The sequence below is a fragment of the Patescibacteria group bacterium genome (genome assembly GCA_041665365.1).
Classification (GTDB): domain Bacteria; phylum Patescibacteriota; class Patescibacteriia; order UBA9570; family UBA9570; genus UBA9570.
In genome coordinates, this window is the sequence record JBAYIY010000014.1 from 14271 (window position 1) to 31541 (window position 17271).

General features: G+C 42.0%; 16 protein-coding genes and 3 tRNA genes. 7 read left to right on the forward strand and 12 right to left on the reverse strand.

Annotation, left to right across the window (positions count from 1 at the left end):
• The gene (locus WCV88_05825) at positions 1-3162 is read left to right on the forward strand and encodes a heavy metal translocating P-type ATPase (protein ID MFA6475681.1); all 3162 of its coding nucleotides are present in this window, start codon (positions 1-3) and stop codon (positions 3160-3162) included.
• A gap of 17 nt (positions 3163-3179) precedes the next feature.
• Here the strand turns inward: WCV88_05825 and WCV88_05830 are convergent.
• Positions 3180-3266: transfer RNA gene (locus WCV88_05830), tRNA-Tyr, on the reverse strand.
• Positions 3267-3347: 81 nt separating this feature from the next.
• Here WCV88_05830 and WCV88_05835 point away from each other — a divergent pair.
• The 3 genes from WCV88_05835 to rpmG all read left to right on the forward strand — a co-directional run bounded on the left by WCV88_05835 (position 3348) and on the right by rpmG (position 4484).
• On the forward strand, positions 3348-4247 hold the full coding sequence (locus WCV88_05835; protein MFA6475682.1) for a hypothetical protein: 900 nt from the start codon (positions 3348-3350) through the stop codon (positions 4245-4247).
• Positions 4227-4298: transfer RNA gene (locus tag WCV88_05840), tRNA-Thr, on the forward strand. Before WCV88_05835 ends, WCV88_05840 begins: the two co-directional genes overlap by 21 nt.
• 24 nt (positions 4299-4322) lie before the next feature.
• Positions 4323-4484 carry a 50S ribosomal protein L33 gene (gene rpmG / locus WCV88_05845; protein MFA6475683.1) on the forward strand — a complete coding sequence of 54 codons (162 nt, stop codon included), beginning with the start codon at positions 4323-4325 and terminating at the stop codon, positions 4482-4484.
• 72 nt (positions 4485-4556) lie between these two features.
• Here rpmG and thpR read toward each other — a convergent pair whose 3' ends face one another.
• Positions 4557-5075: an RNA 2',3'-cyclic phosphodiesterase gene (gene thpR, locus WCV88_05850; protein MFA6475684.1), complete on the reverse strand. Its 519-nt coding sequence runs from the start codon at positions 5073-5075 to the stop codon at positions 4557-4559.
• Positions 5076-5156: 81 nt separating this feature from the next.
• Between thpR and WCV88_05855 the strand changes: the two genes are divergently transcribed.
• Positions 5157-5639, forward strand: coding sequence for a hypothetical protein (locus WCV88_05855; GenBank protein ID MFA6475685.1), 483 nt, complete (start codon positions 5157-5159; stop codon positions 5637-5639).
• A gap of 61 nt (positions 5640-5700) precedes the next feature.
• On the opposite strand, the gene WCV88_05860 is transcribed toward WCV88_05855, so the two are convergent.
• From WCV88_05860 to WCV88_05895, 8 genes are all read right to left on the reverse strand, one after another.
• Entirely contained in the window at positions 5701-6450 is a 750-nt protein-coding gene (locus WCV88_05860; GenBank protein MFA6475686.1) for a TIGR00266 family protein, read from the reverse strand.
• Positions 6451-6478: 28 nt separating this feature from the next.
• Positions 6479-7156 carry a uracil-DNA glycosylase gene (locus tag WCV88_05865; protein MFA6475687.1) on the reverse strand — a complete coding sequence of 226 codons (678 nt, stop codon included), beginning with the start codon at positions 7154-7156 and terminating at the stop codon, positions 6479-6481.
• Between the two features lie 12 nt (positions 7157-7168).
• On the reverse strand, positions 7169-7522 hold the full coding sequence (locus WCV88_05870) for a cupredoxin family copper-binding protein (protein MFA6475688.1): 354 nt from the start codon (positions 7520-7522) through the stop codon (positions 7169-7171).
• 79 nt (positions 7523-7601) lie between these two features.
• Positions 7602-7686, reverse strand: a tRNA-Ser gene (locus WCV88_05875).
• Between the two features lie 75 nt (positions 7687-7761).
• Complete coding sequence (locus tag WCV88_05880) at positions 7762-10017, reverse strand: sialidase family protein (GenBank protein MFA6475689.1); 2256 nt, start codon at positions 10015-10017, stop codon at positions 7762-7764.
• A 50-nt stretch (positions 10018-10067) separates the two neighbouring features.
• Entirely contained in the window at positions 10068-10982 is a 915-nt protein-coding gene (locus WCV88_05885; GenBank protein MFA6475690.1) for a hypothetical protein, read from the reverse strand.
• Positions 10983-10993: 11 nt separating this feature from the next.
• Positions 10994-11386, reverse strand: coding sequence for a hypothetical protein (locus tag WCV88_05890; GenBank protein ID MFA6475691.1), 393 nt, complete (start codon positions 11384-11386; stop codon positions 10994-10996).
• Positions 11383-13125 (reverse strand): right-handed parallel beta-helix repeat-containing protein, encoded by a 1743-nt coding sequence (locus WCV88_05895; GenBank protein MFA6475692.1) that lies wholly within the window; start codon positions 13123-13125, stop codon positions 11383-11385. The genes WCV88_05890 and WCV88_05895 overlap by 4 nt, the downstream gene beginning before the upstream one ends.
• A gap of 57 nt (positions 13126-13182) precedes the next feature.
• Here WCV88_05895 and WCV88_05900 point away from each other — a divergent pair, with 57 nt between their 5' ends.
• The gene (locus tag WCV88_05900) at positions 13183-13830 is read left to right on the forward strand and encodes an orotidine 5'-phosphate decarboxylase / HUMPS family protein (GenBank protein MFA6475693.1); all 648 of its coding nucleotides are present in this window, start codon (positions 13183-13185) and stop codon (positions 13828-13830) included.
• Between the two features lie 2 nt (positions 13831-13832).
• Positions 13833-14462 carry an orotidine 5'-phosphate decarboxylase / HUMPS family protein gene (locus tag WCV88_05905; protein ID MFA6475694.1) on the forward strand — a complete coding sequence of 210 codons (630 nt, stop codon included), beginning with the start codon at positions 13833-13835 and terminating at the stop codon, positions 14460-14462.
• Positions 14463-14468: 6 nt separating this feature from the next.
• On the opposite strand, the gene WCV88_05910 is transcribed toward WCV88_05905, so the two are convergent.
• Positions 14469-15245 carry a slipin family protein gene (locus WCV88_05910; protein MFA6475695.1) on the reverse strand — a complete coding sequence of 259 codons (777 nt, stop codon included), beginning with the start codon at positions 15243-15245 and terminating at the stop codon, positions 14469-14471.
• Positions 15246-15267: 22 nt separating this feature from the next.
• Positions 15268-17271 (reverse strand): integrin alpha (locus WCV88_05915; GenBank protein ID MFA6475696.1); only part of this gene is annotated, 2004 nt, incomplete at its 5' end.

The window sequence follows — 17271 nt, forward strand, 5'->3', positions numbered from 1 at the left end:
ATGAATATGACAATAACGTTGCAAGTCAAAGGGATGACTTGTCAATCTTGTGAAAAAATTATTAAGGCCGAATGTGAAGAACTGCCTGGTCTGAACGATGTGACAGTTGATCATGTCACTGGCGTCTTCACAGCTCTGCTTGATGATACCAAAACAAATATGGCCGCTGTGCAGGAGGCAATAACCAAAGCCGGTTATGAATCAACTGTGGTAGGTGAGCATCAGTCCACGCGTGAGCCGTTTCAAGTTAAAGTAGAAACTATAATTACAATAGTACCTACTCCAACTGCTCTAGAAACTACACCAAAACCTACAGTAGTTGGTAGCAATAAGAATCAGCGCATCAATTTGTCGTTAACTGGCATGCACTGTGCCTCGTGTGCCAATATTATTGAGCGGTCTTTAAAGAAAGTACCCGGTGTACAACAAGCCAGTGTTAACTTCGCTGCCGAAAAAGCCTTAGTGACTTATGATGAAACCAGTGCCTCGAAGCAACAACTGATTGCCGCCGTCGCGAAAGCTGGTTATAAAGCCCAAGAAGTGGATACGAAGGATACAGAATTTGATTCTCGTAAACGGCAACACGAGATCCAGAACTATTGGAAAAGATTTATGGTCAGCTTGATCTTGAGTTTACCGATGGTGTACTTTATGTTGTTTGATTTCTTTGGTTGGATACCCGGAGCCACTCAATTACTGCCCTATGTTGGTCTAGTTTCATTGTTGCTGACAACGCCGGTTCAATTCATTATTGGAGCTGGTTTCTATAAAGGCGCCTGGGCCTCGTTGCGCATGAAAACGTTTAACATGGATAGTTTGATTGCGATTGGTACCTCAACGGCCTTTTTTTACAGTTTAGTAAACTATGTTGTCTATGCTATTAATAATCAGTCGCTGATCGGTCTTAATGGGGTAAAAATTCCCGAACTGTATTTTGAAACCGCTGCCTTTTTAATCACGTTTGTGATTTTGGGGAAATGGTTAGAAACACGCACCAAAGGTAAAACATCAGATGCCATTCGTAAATTGATGGGTCTGCAAGCGACCACAGCTCGAGTGATTCGGTCTGGTATGACACAGGATGTTCCCATCGCTGAGGTGATGCAGGGTGAGCGAGTGATTATTCGACCCGGTGAAAAAGTGCCGGTTGATGCCAAGCTTGTCAGTGGTTCATCGGCGGTGGATGAATCGATGATTACCGGGGAAAGTTTGCCCGTCGAGAAGCAGGTGGGTGATACTGTAATTGGTGGGACAATCAACAAAACCGGCAGTTTTGAATGTGAGGTGACTAAGGTCGGCAGCGAAACTGCTCTCGCGCAAATCATTCGTTTAATTGAAGAAGCGCAAGGGTCGAAAGCCCCGATTCAAAATTTTGCCGATCGTATTTCCGCGCGTTTTGTTCCGATTGTAATTGGAATTGCGCTCATCACTTTTTTGGTGTGGTACTTTTTATTGAGTGCCGAGCTGACGTTTGCGTTAATGGCCTTTACAGCTGTAATCGTAATTGCTTGCCCGTGTGCCTTGGGTTTAGCTACACCAACAGCCTTGATGGTAGGAACCGGTAAAGGCGCTGAGTATGGTATTCTCATTAAAGGTGGGGAACCACTCGAAGCGGCTTGTTCAATTACCACAGTTGTGTTTGATAAAACTGGCACGATTACTAAGGGTAAACCACAAGTGACAGAAATAATCAGCTCAGGTTTGACTGATGAAAATGAAATTCTAGCTATCACGGCGAGTTTGGAAAAATTATCCGAACATCCCTTAGCTGAGGCGATTTATAGTTATGCGCAGGAGGAAGCGGTGACATTGCGACAGGTCGAACAATTTCAAGCCATTCCTGGTCATGGCGTTACAGGGACAATTGCCGGTGTACAGTATTTTTTTGGCAATCGTAAATTGGTCACTGAACGATTACAATTATCGATCGATAAAGTGCAACGTAAGTTGATCCGTTTAGAAGAACAGGGTAAAACGGCGATGCTGTTAGCCACCACGCAAGACTTAATTGGTATCGTGGCAGTAGCGGATACTGTCAAAGACACTTCGCGCGAGGCCATTGCTCGGTTGCAGCAGATGGGGATAGATACTTATTTGCTCACTGGTGATAATCAACGCACGGCTCAGGCGATTGCGCAGCAGGTTGGCATTACCAATGTGTTAGCCGAAGTGTTACCAGAACACAAAGCCCAAGAAATAAAAAAATTACAACAAGCCGGCAAACGAGTTGCGATGGTGGGGGACGGTATCAACGATGCCCCGGCGCTAGCGCAGGCGAATCTGGGTATTGCCATGGGTTCCGGTACCGATGTGGCCATGGAAACCGGTGGCATTATTCTCATGAAAAGCGATTTAAATGATGTAGTAACGGCCTTTCAATTGGCTAAAGAAACCATGGGAAAAATAAAACAAAATTTGTTTTTCGCCATGTTCTATAATGTCATCGGCATTCCAATTGCGGCGCGGGCGTTTGTAGCCTTTGGGTTGGTACTAAAACCTGAGTTGGCCGGTTTAGCGATGGCATTTAGTTCAATCTCTGTTGTCAGTAACGCGTTACTACTGCGTGGTTTTAGACCAAAGAAAAAGAATTATATTTCCCTGATTGCCCCGGTGATTTTAGTTATTCTCTTTACTGGAGTGTTTATAGAATTTGCCAAACTCAGTAGCGGTATGGAAGTTGATGCATCGACACAAGATAATGGTGTAGTTAATCAATTAATTCTTAACGGAAAAATAAAAGTAGCTAATACTCAAGGCGAGCTAAAACTACTGTTAGTATTAGATCAAGCCGTCACGGAGTCGACGACGCTTGCCGGGTACACTATTGTCAATCAAACTGTTTATGATCAAACGCCTGGTGTTGAGTTAATCACAGCGCAGATGGGTGATCAATTAAAGTTGTTTTATCCGGTAACAGCCAAAATAATTCCACAAGAGTTTGTGGGTATATTATCTGGCAAGAATAGTTTTTCGAACGTGGTGATTGATGGAGTCACGTATCAATCTATTTATCTTGGAGCCGCTCAAGCCGAGGTGATGCAACCAGGTGATATCACTAAAGGTTTTTTTGGTAATAATGTGATAGTGGCTAAAATATTACCGCAAACAAACACCGTGCTTGATCAGATGTATTTTGTGAAAGCGAATTTTGCTATCAAATAAAACATAATCAATTGTTGTGGTGGGTAGGGAGGGATTCGAACCCCCGAAAGCCTAAGGCTGCTTGATTTACAGTCAAGTGCGATTGACCGCTCCGCCACCTACCCAGACTAAAAACTACTTGACTTTATTTTCAGTCGAGGGTAATACTAGCACATATAATAATTTGAACAAGCACAGCCTAATTTATGGACTATCGTAAAATAATAACCTTAGCTTGGCAGAATACTTGGAAAAACCGGTGGATGTGGTTATTGGGCATGGCCATCATTTCAAGTAGTGGGTCATTTTATACGCGATTTCCCGGTGCTGCAATTGATGGTCTGGATAGTTCGGATATTTCTGGAACGCAATCTGAGGTATTAATTGAAACCCTGACAAATTATTGGTTCTTGTTTGTATTACTGATTGTTTGTTTAGTATTGTTCATCATAGTGGCGTATATTTTCCATTATATAGCCATTAGTGGTATGCAGCAGGGTGCCGCCTGGGCCGTACAAGGGCAACCCGTTAAATTTTGGGCGATGTGTAAAGTGGGAACGCAGCATTTTTGGCGCGTGTTATTTATGTCGATCTTATTACGATTATTGGTGATAGTACCGCTTATGTGTTTGCTTGTTATTATAATAGTTTTTGCGATCACTATTATTGGCCTAATATTAGCCATACCACTAGCTATAGCTTTATTGATGTGTTCTTTGCCGATCGCCTGGGCTTCGACCGTTGTGTATCGCTTTGCCCTCCAAGGCATTGTGTTTGAACAACATGGTATCTGGCAGAGTATAAAAATTGCTTGGGCCAGATTTCAAGCGTTCTGGAGCGATACACTAGTGGCATATATTGTGAGTATTGTTTGGACGATCATAATAAGTTTAGTGACCTTTATATTAGTGATAATAATTGCCGCACCGCTTGCTATTTTAGCCTACTTTACTTATACTACCGAAGCTTGGCTAGCCCTGGGTCTAATAATCGGTTCAGGTCTTATCCTGGTTGGTGTAATATCTTTCATCATAAAAGGTATTAGTCAAAGCTTTATCAGCCACCTCTGGTATGGTTTTTACCTAGCCGCCCTAGCTCAGCGGTAGAGCAACAGTTTTGTAAACTGTGGGTCGTCGGTTCAATTCCGACGGGCGGCTCATAGATAATCACTAAATAATTATATGTCCCAAGAACGTCTCACTAAACTAGAGTGCACCGAGTGCAAAAAAATCAATTACTATACCCAGAAAAATAAGAAAAAACTGCATCAAGCGGGTAAGTTGCAATTAAGCAAACATTGCCAACATTGCGTCAAACATACCCCACATAAGGAGGTTAAATAAACCAATTTAACAACAGTAGAGACATGCCATGGCATGTCTCTACTGTTGTTTTGTTTCCCTGTTTTTGATTTTTTACGCCTCCACCGTCGCCAAGGTTCGATACCGTGAACCAAATTGGTCGCGGCGTGATTCGAATAAGGTTAAACCGGTGCAAGTTACAGGCCAATTAACCGGTTCAGTTTTATCTTTATAGTTTTGCACTTCATCTGGCCAACACCGCGCTAAGGTCACATGCGGGCGAAACGGCTGTTCTTCTGTGGTTCGTTCGAGCAAAGTATGTAACCGTTGTTTCATTTCCAATAATTCGGGGCTAGCACTACCTTCTACCCAAAGCATTTTTGGTTGGTCAGGATGGAGAAATTTTATATCAGCAAAAGTCAGGGTTTGGTTGTTAAAAAACCCATTTAAAGTATAAAAAGCATTAATTACTGGTTGGACAGACTCAACCTCCCACGGGGCGATCAAGGTTAAATGCAAATCACCCGTTTTAGTCCACCGCACCGGCCAATCAGCGTGTTGCATGCGCCAATCAGCGAGGGTTTTATGGAATGATTCCGGCAATTGCAGACCAATAAATATTCGATGTGTCATAAGGGGTATACTATAGCATATATTTTAATATATGCTATACTGCCTCACAACTTAACTAATTCATTACATTATTGTATATCTATGTCAATTTCACGCGTTCTTACCTTAGTAGCGGCCTCGGCCTTATTAGCCGGAGCTGGGTGTACTTCAACTAGTACCAGTACAGTTTCAACCAATACAAATACAACCACTGGTGGTGTCGTCGCTTTTGCTGATCTTAAGAAAAATATGCTCGATGCTAGCTCGGATGGGGATTATAACGAGTTTCAATTTGTTGATGGTAGTGGTACTTGTGTGGAACAAGGCTTACCAAAACAATTCAGTTACATTAAAGACCCAACCTTAAAGTATTTTATTGTGGATACTGAAGACGGTAGTTACCGCAATGAATTAGTGTCATTAGATTTTACTGGTAACTTAAAATATACAAAAGTGGCCTTAACCGGTGGCGAGGCTACTTGCACAACCAAGGCTGTGACTAGTAATAACGAAGCCACTACCAGTTGCAAAGTGAACGATGCCGAAGTTTGCACCGCGACCCATACCGTGCAGGCTGTGAAATAAATCAGTGATTCAAAACCAGTAGAGACATGCCATGGCATGTCTCTACTGGTTTTATATATGTTTACTGTCCGCTGATAATATCTCCCAGAATTCCGCCAACGCGCTTGGTGGTACCATCATTTTTAACGCTGTGTGCATTGATGCGATCGGCGATGCGTGCAAATGGCAAGCTTTGTAAAAATACAGTGCCAGGACCGGTTAGGACAGTATAAAACATGCCCTCACCGCCGAATAAGACATTTTTAAAACCACCAATAAATTTAATATCGTACTGTACATCTTTGGTAAAAGCGGCTAAACAACCGGTATCAACGCGCAGTTGTTCACCGGCTTGAAGTTGTTTAGTGAGCAAGGTTCCACCAATATGAACGATGGCTAAACCAGTACCAGATAGTTTCTGCAAAATGAAACCTTCACCACCAAACAAGCCGGCGCCTAATTTTTTAGTGAAAGCAATATCAATATCTACACCAGACGCGGCACATAAAAAACTATCTTTTTGGCAAATTAATTGTCCGTTAAATTGAGCTAAATCAACCGGCATTAGTTTGCCTGGGTACGGTGCCGCAAAAGCAACGCCGCGTCGGACTGTATCTTTATTAATATAATTACTAATAAAGAAGCTCTCTCCAGTAAACATGCGTTTAAAACCCTTGAGCAGGCCACCATCGACATTGGTTTGCATGTCAATACCGTTTTCCATATATAACATAGAACCAATTTCTGCACGCACCCCTTCACCTGGATCAAGTGTGATTGTGACAGCTTGTAAATCTTCACCGATAATTTCGTAGTCAATTTTGTCGGCCATATAGTTAATATTATTTATTAGATGTTAATTAATTATTTTTTATTTCCCAATTAATTGGTGCTTTACCCATGGTCACTAATAATTGATTAGTTTTACTGAAATGCTTATTTCCAAAAAAACCGTTATAAGCCGAAAAAGGGGATGGGTGAGCTGATGATAACACATGGTGTTTAGTGGCATCAATCACTTCACCCTTGTGTTTGGCATAATTACCCCACAGTAAAAAAATTAAACCAGACTTGTCTTCAGATAAGCGTTTGATAATAGCATCAGTAAATTGCTCCCAACCGCGTTGTTGATGTGAGCCAGCTTGATGTGCCCGGACAGTTAGCATCGCATTGAGCATTAACACTCCTTGACCAGCCCATGGTTCAAGATCTCCACTTAATGGTATGGCCAAACCTAAATCATCCTGCAGCTCTTTAAAAATATTTTGCAGGGAGGGTGGTAGGGCAACACCTTGATTAACTGAGAATGATAAACCATTCGCTTGGCCAGGACCATGGTAGGGATCCTGCCCAATAATCACAACTTTGACTTGGTCAACTGGACAATGATCTAGGGCGGCAAAAATACGTTGCGGTGGAGGGAAGACCTTGGTAGTTTGGTACTCCTGACGAACAAAATCAGTCAGCGTTTTAAAATACGGTTTATCAAACTCATCGGCCAGTAGCATTTTCCAACTGTCATGCATTTTTACATCCATGTGTACCAAATTTTATTCAACCACGATTTTGCCCAACATGGAGGGATGAATGGAGCATGAATAGTCGAAGGTTCCAACGGTGTTAAATGTAAAAGAAAAACTTTGGCCTTTAGCTAACTGGCTGGAATTAAACGCATCGGCTTTAATTTGATGGGGTGCCGAATCATTATTAGTCCAAGTTACAGTGGTACCTTTTTGCACAGTTAGTGTGGTCGGAGAGAAAGTTAAGTTTTGAATGTTAACAGTATTAGTTGATACCGTGGTCGTGGTGGTTGTATTTGTATCAGTTGGTGTACCACTTAAACTGCACCCACCGAGTGGCAGCAAACCAATTGTCAACAGACACAGCGAAATGATTTTTTTCATAATTTTTTGCAGCTTGTTAATTAAGTAAACTCATGCAACTGGCGGACTTGTCCGCCGAAGCTCCGTTGCGGAGCGTAGGCGGAGGATGTGAGATTCGAACTCACGGGCCCTTGCGAGCCGACAGTTTAGTAAACTGTTGATTTAAACCGCTCATCCAATCCTCCCACCAGCACGGTGTAATTACCGTAGACACAGTTTAGAGTTTTTTTATAAGAAAGTCTAGCTCAATTAGACAGTCTTTATGGGCGCACTTTTATTTTTAAGCGCTCCGATTGTGACACAGTATATTCCGCCTGATCGGCGCTGCGCTTCGGTGTAAAGACAGCTTTATAACGAGCTGTTTTTGTCACCAGTACAGAAATACTGGCTTTACCCCGGGCATTAGTTTCAACGGTTTTAAGGTTTGTCCAGTGTCCGCCGGCGATTAAACGTTTAATGGTGACGCGGCGGTGTTTGAGCCGTTTTTGCGTGGTAGCGTCTTTTAGTGACAGAGCCAGCGTGGCATGTTGTCCGCGGGTAATGATAGTTTTAGTCGTGCGTAACGTGGCTGTGGCGTAAGACTTCATGTCATACAGGCCGCGCGTATTTCCAGCAGTTAAACCATCGAACAATAGCACTTTAAACGTTTCACCACGTTTGCCGGTATAATAGACGTTCCAAGTGGTACCGCCATCGCTCGATTTAAAGACGATGCCCTGGAGTGTGCTATTTTGTACACCAGATAGATACAATGTCGCTGGTTGAGTTGAAGTTTGCAGCGCCAGAGCATTAAATTCATACAGTCCGTCGGCTACTGTAATGCCAGTAGTAATATGTTCCCAAGTAACACCATCATCCGTTGATCGATAAAAACCCATCGCGTCACCGCGTGGCCAGATGGTGGCTAAAGCATAAATAGTATCTGGTTGTTCAGGATTAACAATCACTGAGCGATATTCATATTCATCCGGCGCCGATAATTTTGTCCAAGTAGTACCGTCATACTTATAAATTCCTCCGACAGTAGCATGAGCTCCGACGAAAATATCGCCATCGCTGGCTAGGGCAATAGCATAAGCTGCTCCAGTATTGGGAAATTGTAAACTTTGCCAAGTGACACCATTATCGCTACTACTGATGACACCACCAGTTTGATCACCAGCCGAGGTGTTTGGTCCAACGGTGGCATAAATAACACCGGTGTCATCACCAACTATTTGGAAAACTGCCCCAGTCAGAGTTAGATCAACCGTTGCTTCTGTCCAGGTGGTGCCCCCATCAGACGAATAATACAAATCTTGCGACGTGCTCGTTACGACAATATTTGGATCGACCGGATTCACCCAAACAGAATCATAGCTACTACTGACAAAATTGGCGGTTGGAGTAATGGGATATTCCCAAGTTGGTGCTGCGTCAGTGAAATTAGCCGTTTTGGCTAAACCATTTTGGGTGGCCACCCAGACCAGCGCTTTATCGGCCGTTTGAGAAATTGATGTCACTTCAACCCCGGTAATGCCAGTCACTGAACTTGTCCAGGTGATGCCGCCGTCAGTACTTTTTTCGAAGCCAGGTGCGGTAGTATCGTACAGTATTAAGTCATTAGTTGGGTCAGGCATGACAATATGATTATAATCACCGCGGTCGATAAATTGTGTCCAAGTGTCACCGTTATCATCAGAATAATTCCAACCGACATAAATTCGTCCGGTACTATCAAAAGTCATGTGACTAGTTACTGGGGCAGTCGCTAAGGTTGTCCAACTAACACCAGCATCACTCGAACGATAAGTATTACCACCAGTTGAACTGGGTAACAAAAAGATATCGGTTGTGATTGGATTAACTGCGATATTTTCCGTTCCAGAGACACCGGATGCAATTACATTCATATCAGTCCAAGTGTCGCCCTCATCACTGCTGCTATAGACAGTCGAAACCTCAGTGCTGTAATTGTAACATAGTGCATACAAGGCAGTGTCTGAACTGGCCAATGCTCTAATTGATTCATCGGCACAAACTGTCGCGGTCGAAAAATTGACTCCTTCATCAGTACTGCGCATTACTGCATCATCGGCTGCCACAAATAAAGCCGCCTGTGTATAGAGCATATCTGTGCCACTGGCGGAAAAATCAGCCGCTACTGTATAGGTTGCGCCGTGATCCGTACTGACTAATAAATCACCCAACAAAGCAAACACATGGCCAGTAGCCGGATCGACCTCAACGGCTCGGCCGGACCCGTGATCAGCTGAATTCGGTAAACCTGACCAAGTCAGGCCACCGTCGGATGATCGAAAAAAACCATTCGGCGAATAATAAGTGGCGATATACACGTAATTTGAATCATTCGGATCAACTGCGATATCCCAAGTATGACTACCATATAATCCTAAATTAGAAGCGGTGGCAGTTTGTTCAGTAGTACTAGCAGCCTGGATTGGTTGGCTAAAACCGATGAGACAAAAGACTGTTAAAAATATAATGCTGCTCAGTATGGATAATTTATTTTTCATATGATTTTAGATTGAGTATTTTTTAGATTTAGATATGTTTTATTCAATGATTATTGTCTAATTTTACCGGTGTAAACAGCTTCAAAAGCACTGCCTGGTACATTTTTCAATTCATTCAATTGGTCATCATTCCAATGCGGGTTAGTTGCACCTGTAAAGTACCAGGGTGAACCATTATCGGATAAAATTAAGCCGTACTTTTTCATGGCTTTTAGAATCACTTTAGCCTGACCAGTATAGCTTGTTATGTCATAATCTGCCTTTAAACGCACGCGTAAACCCATGGGTGGTAAACTAGTATCAGCCGAACCCGCTTGATGTGTGGCCGGGTGAATCCAGCCGTTTTGGGTGTCTGGAGCGGTAAACCGAATGGCATGGTGAATGGCACCCTGTTTGACCTCTTTGTAGCGCACCAAACCGGGTAAGATCGGTAAACCGGCAGCGTCGGCCGAAGTCCAACTTTCAGGACGTAAGTCATTACTGGACAAATCCCACACTGCGCCAGAATCAGCCGACCAACCAGCATTGGCGGCATTATTCACGGCATTGTAGAGTTCATATAACAAGCAAGTACTTTTATCTAGCACCAACACATGATGATCGCTGCCAGATTCAACTTTAGCATTTTCTGGAATCGGGTAAGGGCCAGGATCACTTTCATCACCATACGCTGTAAAAGTAATAGCAACATCCGGTTGTGCAGCATCGACTTTGGTAAAGGGGATACCATAGGTTTGATTTTCACCAAAGTCGGGATGTAAATTACTATCTAAACCAATCGCGGCGATATATTGAGCGGAATTCTGATGCACCGGATAATCAGAAATAGCCTGATTCCAGGCATTGCTTTTCGGAAACACCGTACACCCCGCAATGGTCGGTCGATTTGTTGTCGCCAACGCCGGAAGAACGTTTAGTGCTGTCACAAAAAGGCTTGTGCAGGCAATCAATAATTTGTTGTTCATAAGCAACTATATTATTTTAATTTTGGTTTAAAATTAGCTCGATGGACATCACTGTGTTTTACAATATCTGCGTTTAATATTGGCCGGTAAACTTGATCAATGGCTAATGGTTGATCTATTCCTACCTCCATCAATACATTCGTCAAAGCTTTATCAATATGCTGTAACTTTATTAATTCACTGAGGGCAGTATTAATTTGAGCCTGTAGCGATGTAGCTTCGTGATCAGTAATATATTGTTTATTGGAGACTTTTTCTAAATCTTCTAAGTGCGATAAAACTTCAAACATGCGCACCACATACGCAGAGTATTCTGATTTATAAACTTCACCGGCCGCATTCTTGAGAAATCCCTCCGGGGTGTAACTTCGCTCTAATGTAATTCTAAATTCATCGAGCGTCATAAAGTAATATTGATGGCCTTACTCCATTTACCTTTTTCGATAATATCGCCAGATTTTTTATAAGATTGAACTTTAACTTGATAAGTAGTACCGGCAGTTAAATCGGAGATGGTTTTTTTGTTAAAATTTCGTTTGATTTTATATTGTTTGATTAAAGTACCTGTACGCGATAAGAGCTTAATATTATAGCCGGTTACCCGGGCTTGTTTTTTCCAGGATAAGTTTATGCTACTAAGTTCGGTAGAGGAGGTTTTGAGATTTTGTACTTTGGCCGGTTTAGTCATAAACTTTAATTTGGTCGACAATGGCGAATAGTAAATGCCAAAAGTTGTTTCATAGGCACTTTGAACCACATAATAATACACTTGGGCTGCTTTTAAACCGGTTAACTGAGCTGATGTTTCATTATAATCAGTTTGTGTCGCATTAGAAAAGTCTTTTTTTGTATCCAGAATTAAACGGTAACTGGTCACGGGATAGATTTCGCCGTAAGTCCAGTGTGAAGTCGCTTGTTGTGTCTTTGTAATAGCGGTTAAAGCGGTAGGCGCTTCAGTGATTAGCGGACGTTCATCGGCTCCAATATCCATTAAGTAGTAAGGCCTGGTTTCGGTATCATAATCAGTTGTATTTGAAGAAAATAACGTGCCAGTGTCAATACAGGGGGAAGTATCAAGTAAATGCAGGTCTGCACTGCCGGCTGTAGTTGAAACAAATTGGGGATCAGTCGTGATGGAATATTGATCACCGATCGTAGCCGCTTGCCAACTGGCTAAAGTGTAGTAATCCACTCCATTGGAGTAAGCAATTTTATTAACATTGTAGTAGTCATTAAAATCTAACATGGTGCCACTATAATAATCATCAAATTTCAAGGCATAATTAGCCTGGCTGATAATGTTATTATAAATCGTAATATCATATACAATATCGCTACTCGTCATCATAGCAATACCAGCTGTTTCAGAGGCATCATCATAGGTGTTAAATAGGGTATTATTAATGACACGAATATTATTTGAATCGGCAATGGTAATGCCAGCTGAATAGGGGTAATCGACGCCACCGATATTATAAACAAGATTGTTTTTGATATCAGAATCGGTCATCGTGGTATTAAATACCACACCATTTTTTGTAAAATTAAACACTGTATTATTGGCCACTAACACACCGGTTGAGCTATCTAGGTTTATACCGTAACTATTGCTCAATTCACCATTTAATGTGTTACCGATAATTTGTGCATCAGCACTGGATTGTAAATTGATGGCAGTGGCATATTCACCACCGGTCAATCCGTCAATGTGATTATCTGAGATGATGATATTAGCTGAGCTATTAGCGCTATAGATGGCACTTTTAACTGCATTAGTAATGGACAGATTATTTATTACCAAGTACTGCACATTATCTCCAATGTCGATAGCATAATCTGCCCCCTGCGCATTTAGGATACAAGTTGTCCCGGGCCAGGAATTAATCAAAGTGGGCGAACTGGCCGTACCAGAGTTAGCTGCAGTCAAAACAATATTATCGGTGACAGTTCCTTGACAGAACACTGTATCACCACCAGCGGCTGCAGTGAGTGCTTGAGTGATGGTTTGATAGGGCAAGGTCGCTGTACCAGTACCGGTACTATCACTCCCTACCGTACCATCAACATAATAATCGGCCGCTAAAGTAGGCAAACTAAACAAACAGCCGAAAATAATAAATGACACAAGAGATATATTTTTCATGAAGTTTATAATACTCCTAAATTGGCTATTTATCAAAAAACAGGTATAGTTTTAGCTGTGTTGAACAAACGAGAAAAATATCTCCAAATTGCCTTTAATCGGTCTTTGCCTGAAGTTCAGGCTATGATTAGTTTACTGCCTAGATCGGATAAAATTATCATCGAAGCGGGGACACCCTTTATTAAACAGTATGGTACGTATGGTGTGTCGTTATTAAAAAATTGGTGGGGGTATGTTGTGGCGGACTTAAAGTGTATGGATCGCGGTTCGCGGGAGGTAACGGCGATGGCCGCGGCGGGAGCATCAGCGGCTACTTGTTTAGGGTTAGCTCCGATCGAAACAATTAATGAATTTATTAGAGAATGTGAAACCGTCGGAATAGATTCAATGGTGGACATGATGAATGTAGAATTTCCCTTTGAAATTTTGCAAAAATTAAAAAAGCTACCAACAGTGGTAGTTTTACATAGAGGGGTTGATGAAAACGAGCTGAATAAAGGGAGGCAAATCCCACATGAGCAGATTCATAGAATTAAAGGTACTTATGGGAACGTTTTAATATCTGTGGCGGGCGGTGAAAGTACCCGTGATGTGGTACGCACATACTTTAATGATGCCGATATCGCTGTTATTTGGCGGTCATTTTATGATGCACCGAATCAAACGGCACAATTGGCTCAAGATTTTGTTAAACTAGTCAGATAAATATGATTTTACAGAAAAGACTGAAATATCTCCATGTAGCCCTAAATAATTCCTTGCCGGAAGCCAGACAAGTCATTGCTCAATTACCGAGCTCAGATCGAATATTAATTGAAGTTGGTACACCATTAATAAAAATTTACGGTACTAGTGCTATTACACAAATTAGAGCCATGGTGCCAAGTGGAACCTATCTGGTGGCTGATAATAAATGTACCGATTTAGCCGAACGTGAGGTAGCGATGATGGCTCAAGCCGGCGCCAATGCGGCCACTTGTTTGGGTGTAGCACCAATTGAAACGATTGATCGGTTTATTGCAGCGTGTGACACATACAAAATTGATGCCATGGTTGACATGATGAATGTAGATAGTGCTCTAATGGTTTTGAAAAAACTAAAAAAACTCCCGGCGGTTGTGATAATTCATCGGGGCGTAGATGAGAGTGAACTATCTAAAGAAAAACAGATTCCGTATTATCAAATAAAACAGATCAAGGGTAGTTACGATGTACTAGTAGCCGTAGCGGGCGGGGATACAATCAGGGAAGTGCAGCGTGCCATCTTCAATGATGCTGATATTGTGGTAATCTGGAAAAATCCAGAGCAGGCTAAGTCTTTCTTGAAAGAAATATAGTATAAACTATTGTTTGATGGTCTGAGCAAGCGCTTTGACACCTTCAAGTACTTCTACCGGCAAAGCAAAGATCACTGTTTTGGATGGATCTGGATTAATTTTTTCAATAGTCTGTAAAGTACGCATCGAGATACCGCCGGGTGTAGAACTTAATATTTTAGCGGCTTGAGCTAAACGTTCGGAGGCTTGAAATTCACCCTCGGCGCGAATGATGATAGCCCGACGTTCTCGTTCTGATTCCGCTTGCTTGGCCATGACGCGTTTCATATCAGCCGGTAACTCAATGTCTTGAATTTTAATGTCGGTTACTAGAATACCCCAAGATTGGGTGGCCGCTACAACTATTTTTTGAATCTCTTCAGCGATTTTTTCTCGTTCGGATAACAACGCATCAAGTTCAATGCCACCAATCACATCGCGTAAAGCCGCTTGAGCATATTGCGAAACGGCTAGGGTGTAATCTTTAATATTCAGAATAGCATTTTCAGCTGATTGCACTTGAAAATACACTACGGCATTGATACCAACTGGCACATTATCTTTAGTAATGACTTCTTGCTGTGGAATATCGGTGGTGGTGATACGCATATCAATCTTTATCATGCGTTGAAAACCGAGAAAAATCCATGTCAGACCCGGTTGTCTGGTGCTAGTGTATTTACCCAGTGTTAAAATCACAGCACGATCATACTGATCGATAATTCTTAAGCCGAGCAGAATATAACCGCCGACAAATATAACCGGAAAAAACAGTATTGATAAGATTGAAATAATAATTTCCATAGGGGGTTGTTACTAATTAAATTTACATCGCAAACGGATTCCAACTAAACACGTTTCGGCCAGTTCCATTGACCACGACAATAGCATTATTATCTTTTATCTCAACGCGATAAGATTTTCTGATATTGTGATAACTAGTTTGCTTCAATAACCTGAAATCATTGTGTCTGGCGTTATAGCTATAAACTCTTAAGTACACTATTGATCCGCGATGAGCCGATATCACAATTTCATCAGTATCAATCGAGCTGTTTAAATTACGAATCGCTGGTTTACGCCAGTGTAATTTTGGTGACAATTTTATTTTTTTCATGACTTCACCGGCTGTGTTATAAATATGCATGGAAGAGCCAGATTTATTTTTAATGGCTAACACGTAGGTTGTGTCATGAATAACAACTAGTCGAGCGATTACACCACCTTCATCAAAGGCATCCCATTGTTTGAGAAGAACACCATTACTATCATACAGACTAACTGTCCCGCGACCCTCTTTTGTACCCAGTACATAGGCCACTGATCCATTATTCTTTTCATTATCGTTAGTCACATAACCGGCCGGAACAGTGTATGAACAATTTGTAATAGTAACAGCTGGATCTCCACGACCATCGACGTCTTCATCTTTATAGTAGGTTTGGTTTTCATGAATAACAGCATCATTATCATTACAATCTGTGTCAGTGATACTACCATCATTATCGTGATCATTATCATTAGTATCGGTGCTATTGGTGACATAACCGGTTGGAACAGTATACGAACAAATCACTGAAGTGGTAGCGAGATCACCTAGACCGTCATTATCATTATCTTTGTAGAAAGTCTGATTGGCAGAAATAGTAGAATCACTATCATTACAGTCTGTGCCAATAATGCTACCGTCATTATCATAATCATTATCATTGGTATCAGTGCTATTAGTAACATAGCCAGCCGTGACCGTAATCGAACAAACCACTGAGGTGGTAGTTAGATCACCTAAACCATCAAGATCAGCATCACGGTAATAGGTCTGATTAGCATAAACTGTCGCATCAGCATCATTACAGTCTGTTCCGATTTCACTACCGTCATTATCATAATCATTATCATTAGTATCGGTACCTGTAGAAAGAATGGATGGATAGGTTAAACCATCGTGATCATTATCTATATAGAGATAACCAAGGTAAGCTGCTCCAGCGTTGGAAAATGCATCGTCGTTGTTTGATCCACCTATGATAATATCTGCAAAACCATCATTATTCACATCACCAGCTGAAACGGCCGAATAACCAGCGACATCGCCAGCCATCTCACCGGTAAATTCAATGGCGGTCGATAATGAAGTACCAGTTGTAAAAGCAGCCGACTGTCCAAAAATCAGGTAGTTTGCTCCGGCATTAACACCGTTATCATCATTGCGTGGGGCACCGATTAAGATATCGTCATAACCGTCATTATTCACATCCCCAGCTGAACCCACTGATAAACCAGTATTATCACTGGCCGCTTTACCAGTAAATTTTATTGCTGTAGACAGTGAAATATCTGTGACAAAATTGGCACTTTGCCCATAAATCAGATAAACCCACCCGGCCCACAGAGAAACATCACCGGTATCAGTGGCTGCGACTAACATATCATCATAACCGTCATTATTAACATCTCCAGCCGAAGCCACGGCAACACCAGCATAATTGTTCGCCGCTTCCCCGGTAAACTCTATTGCGGTGGACAATGAACCGCCAGTTAAAGTGTCACTTTGACCATAAATCAAATAAGCTGCTCCGGAATACGTGGCAATATCACTATTAGCGTAGGCCCCGATTAAAATATCATCATAACCATCGTTATTGACGTCTCCCGCTGAGTCTACGGCCCAACCCGCATAACTGCTCGCATTTTCACCGGTAAACTTCTTAGCCCAGGCTGAGCCTAACGAACCGCCATCTAGCTGAGCCGCCTGACCATAAATCAAATAGACCGCCCCGGCACTCGCACCACCAAAGTCATTACCCCGAGCACCGATTAAAATATCATC

What these genes read in the sequence shown, in the direction of transcription:
- WCV88_05825 (MFA6475681.1), top strand. Translation starts at nt 1, where the DNA reads ATGAATATGACAATAACGTTGCAAGTCAAAGGGATGACTTGTCAATCT.
- WCV88_05835 (MFA6475682.1), top strand. Translation starts at nt 3,348, where the DNA reads ATGGACTATCGTAAAATAATAACCTTAGCTTGGCAGAATACTTGGAAA.
- rpmG (MFA6475683.1), top strand. Translation starts at nt 4,323, where the DNA reads ATGTCCCAAGAACGTCTCACTAAACTAGAGTGCACCGAGTGCAAAAAA.
- thpR (MFA6475684.1), bottom strand. Translation starts at nt 5,075, where the DNA reads ATGACACATCGAATATTTATTGGTCTGCAATTGCCGGAATCATTCCAT.
- WCV88_05855 (MFA6475685.1), top strand. Translation starts at nt 5,157, where the DNA reads ATGTCAATTTCACGCGTTCTTACCTTAGTAGCGGCCTCGGCCTTATTA.
- WCV88_05860 (MFA6475686.1), bottom strand. Translation starts at nt 6,450, where the DNA reads ATGGCCGACAAAATTGACTACGAAATTATCGGTGAAGATTTACAAGCT.
- WCV88_05865 (MFA6475687.1), bottom strand. Translation starts at nt 7,156, where the DNA reads ATGGATGTAAAAATGCATGACAGTTGGAAAATGCTACTGGCCGATGAG.
- WCV88_05870 (MFA6475688.1), bottom strand. Translation starts at nt 7,522, where the DNA reads ATGAAAAAAATCATTTCGCTGTGTCTGTTGACAATTGGTTTGCTGCCA.
- WCV88_05880 (MFA6475689.1), bottom strand. Translation starts at nt 10,017, where the DNA reads ATGAAAAATAAATTATCCATACTGAGCAGCATTATATTTTTAACAGTC.
- WCV88_05885 (MFA6475690.1), bottom strand. Translation starts at nt 10,982, where the DNA reads ATGAACAACAAATTATTGATTGCCTGCACAAGCCTTTTTGTGACAGCA.
- WCV88_05890 (MFA6475691.1), bottom strand. Translation starts at nt 11,386, where the DNA reads ATGACGCTCGATGAATTTAGAATTACATTAGAGCGAAGTTACACCCCG.
- WCV88_05895 (MFA6475692.1), bottom strand. Translation starts at nt 13,125, where the DNA reads ATGAAAAATATATCTCTTGTGTCATTTATTATTTTCGGCTGTTTGTTT.
- WCV88_05905 (MFA6475694.1), top strand. Translation starts at nt 13,833, where the DNA reads ATGATTTTACAGAAAAGACTGAAATATCTCCATGTAGCCCTAAATAAT.
- WCV88_05910 (MFA6475695.1), bottom strand. Translation starts at nt 15,245, where the DNA reads ATGGAAATTATTATTTCAATCTTATCAATACTGTTTTTTCCGGTTATA.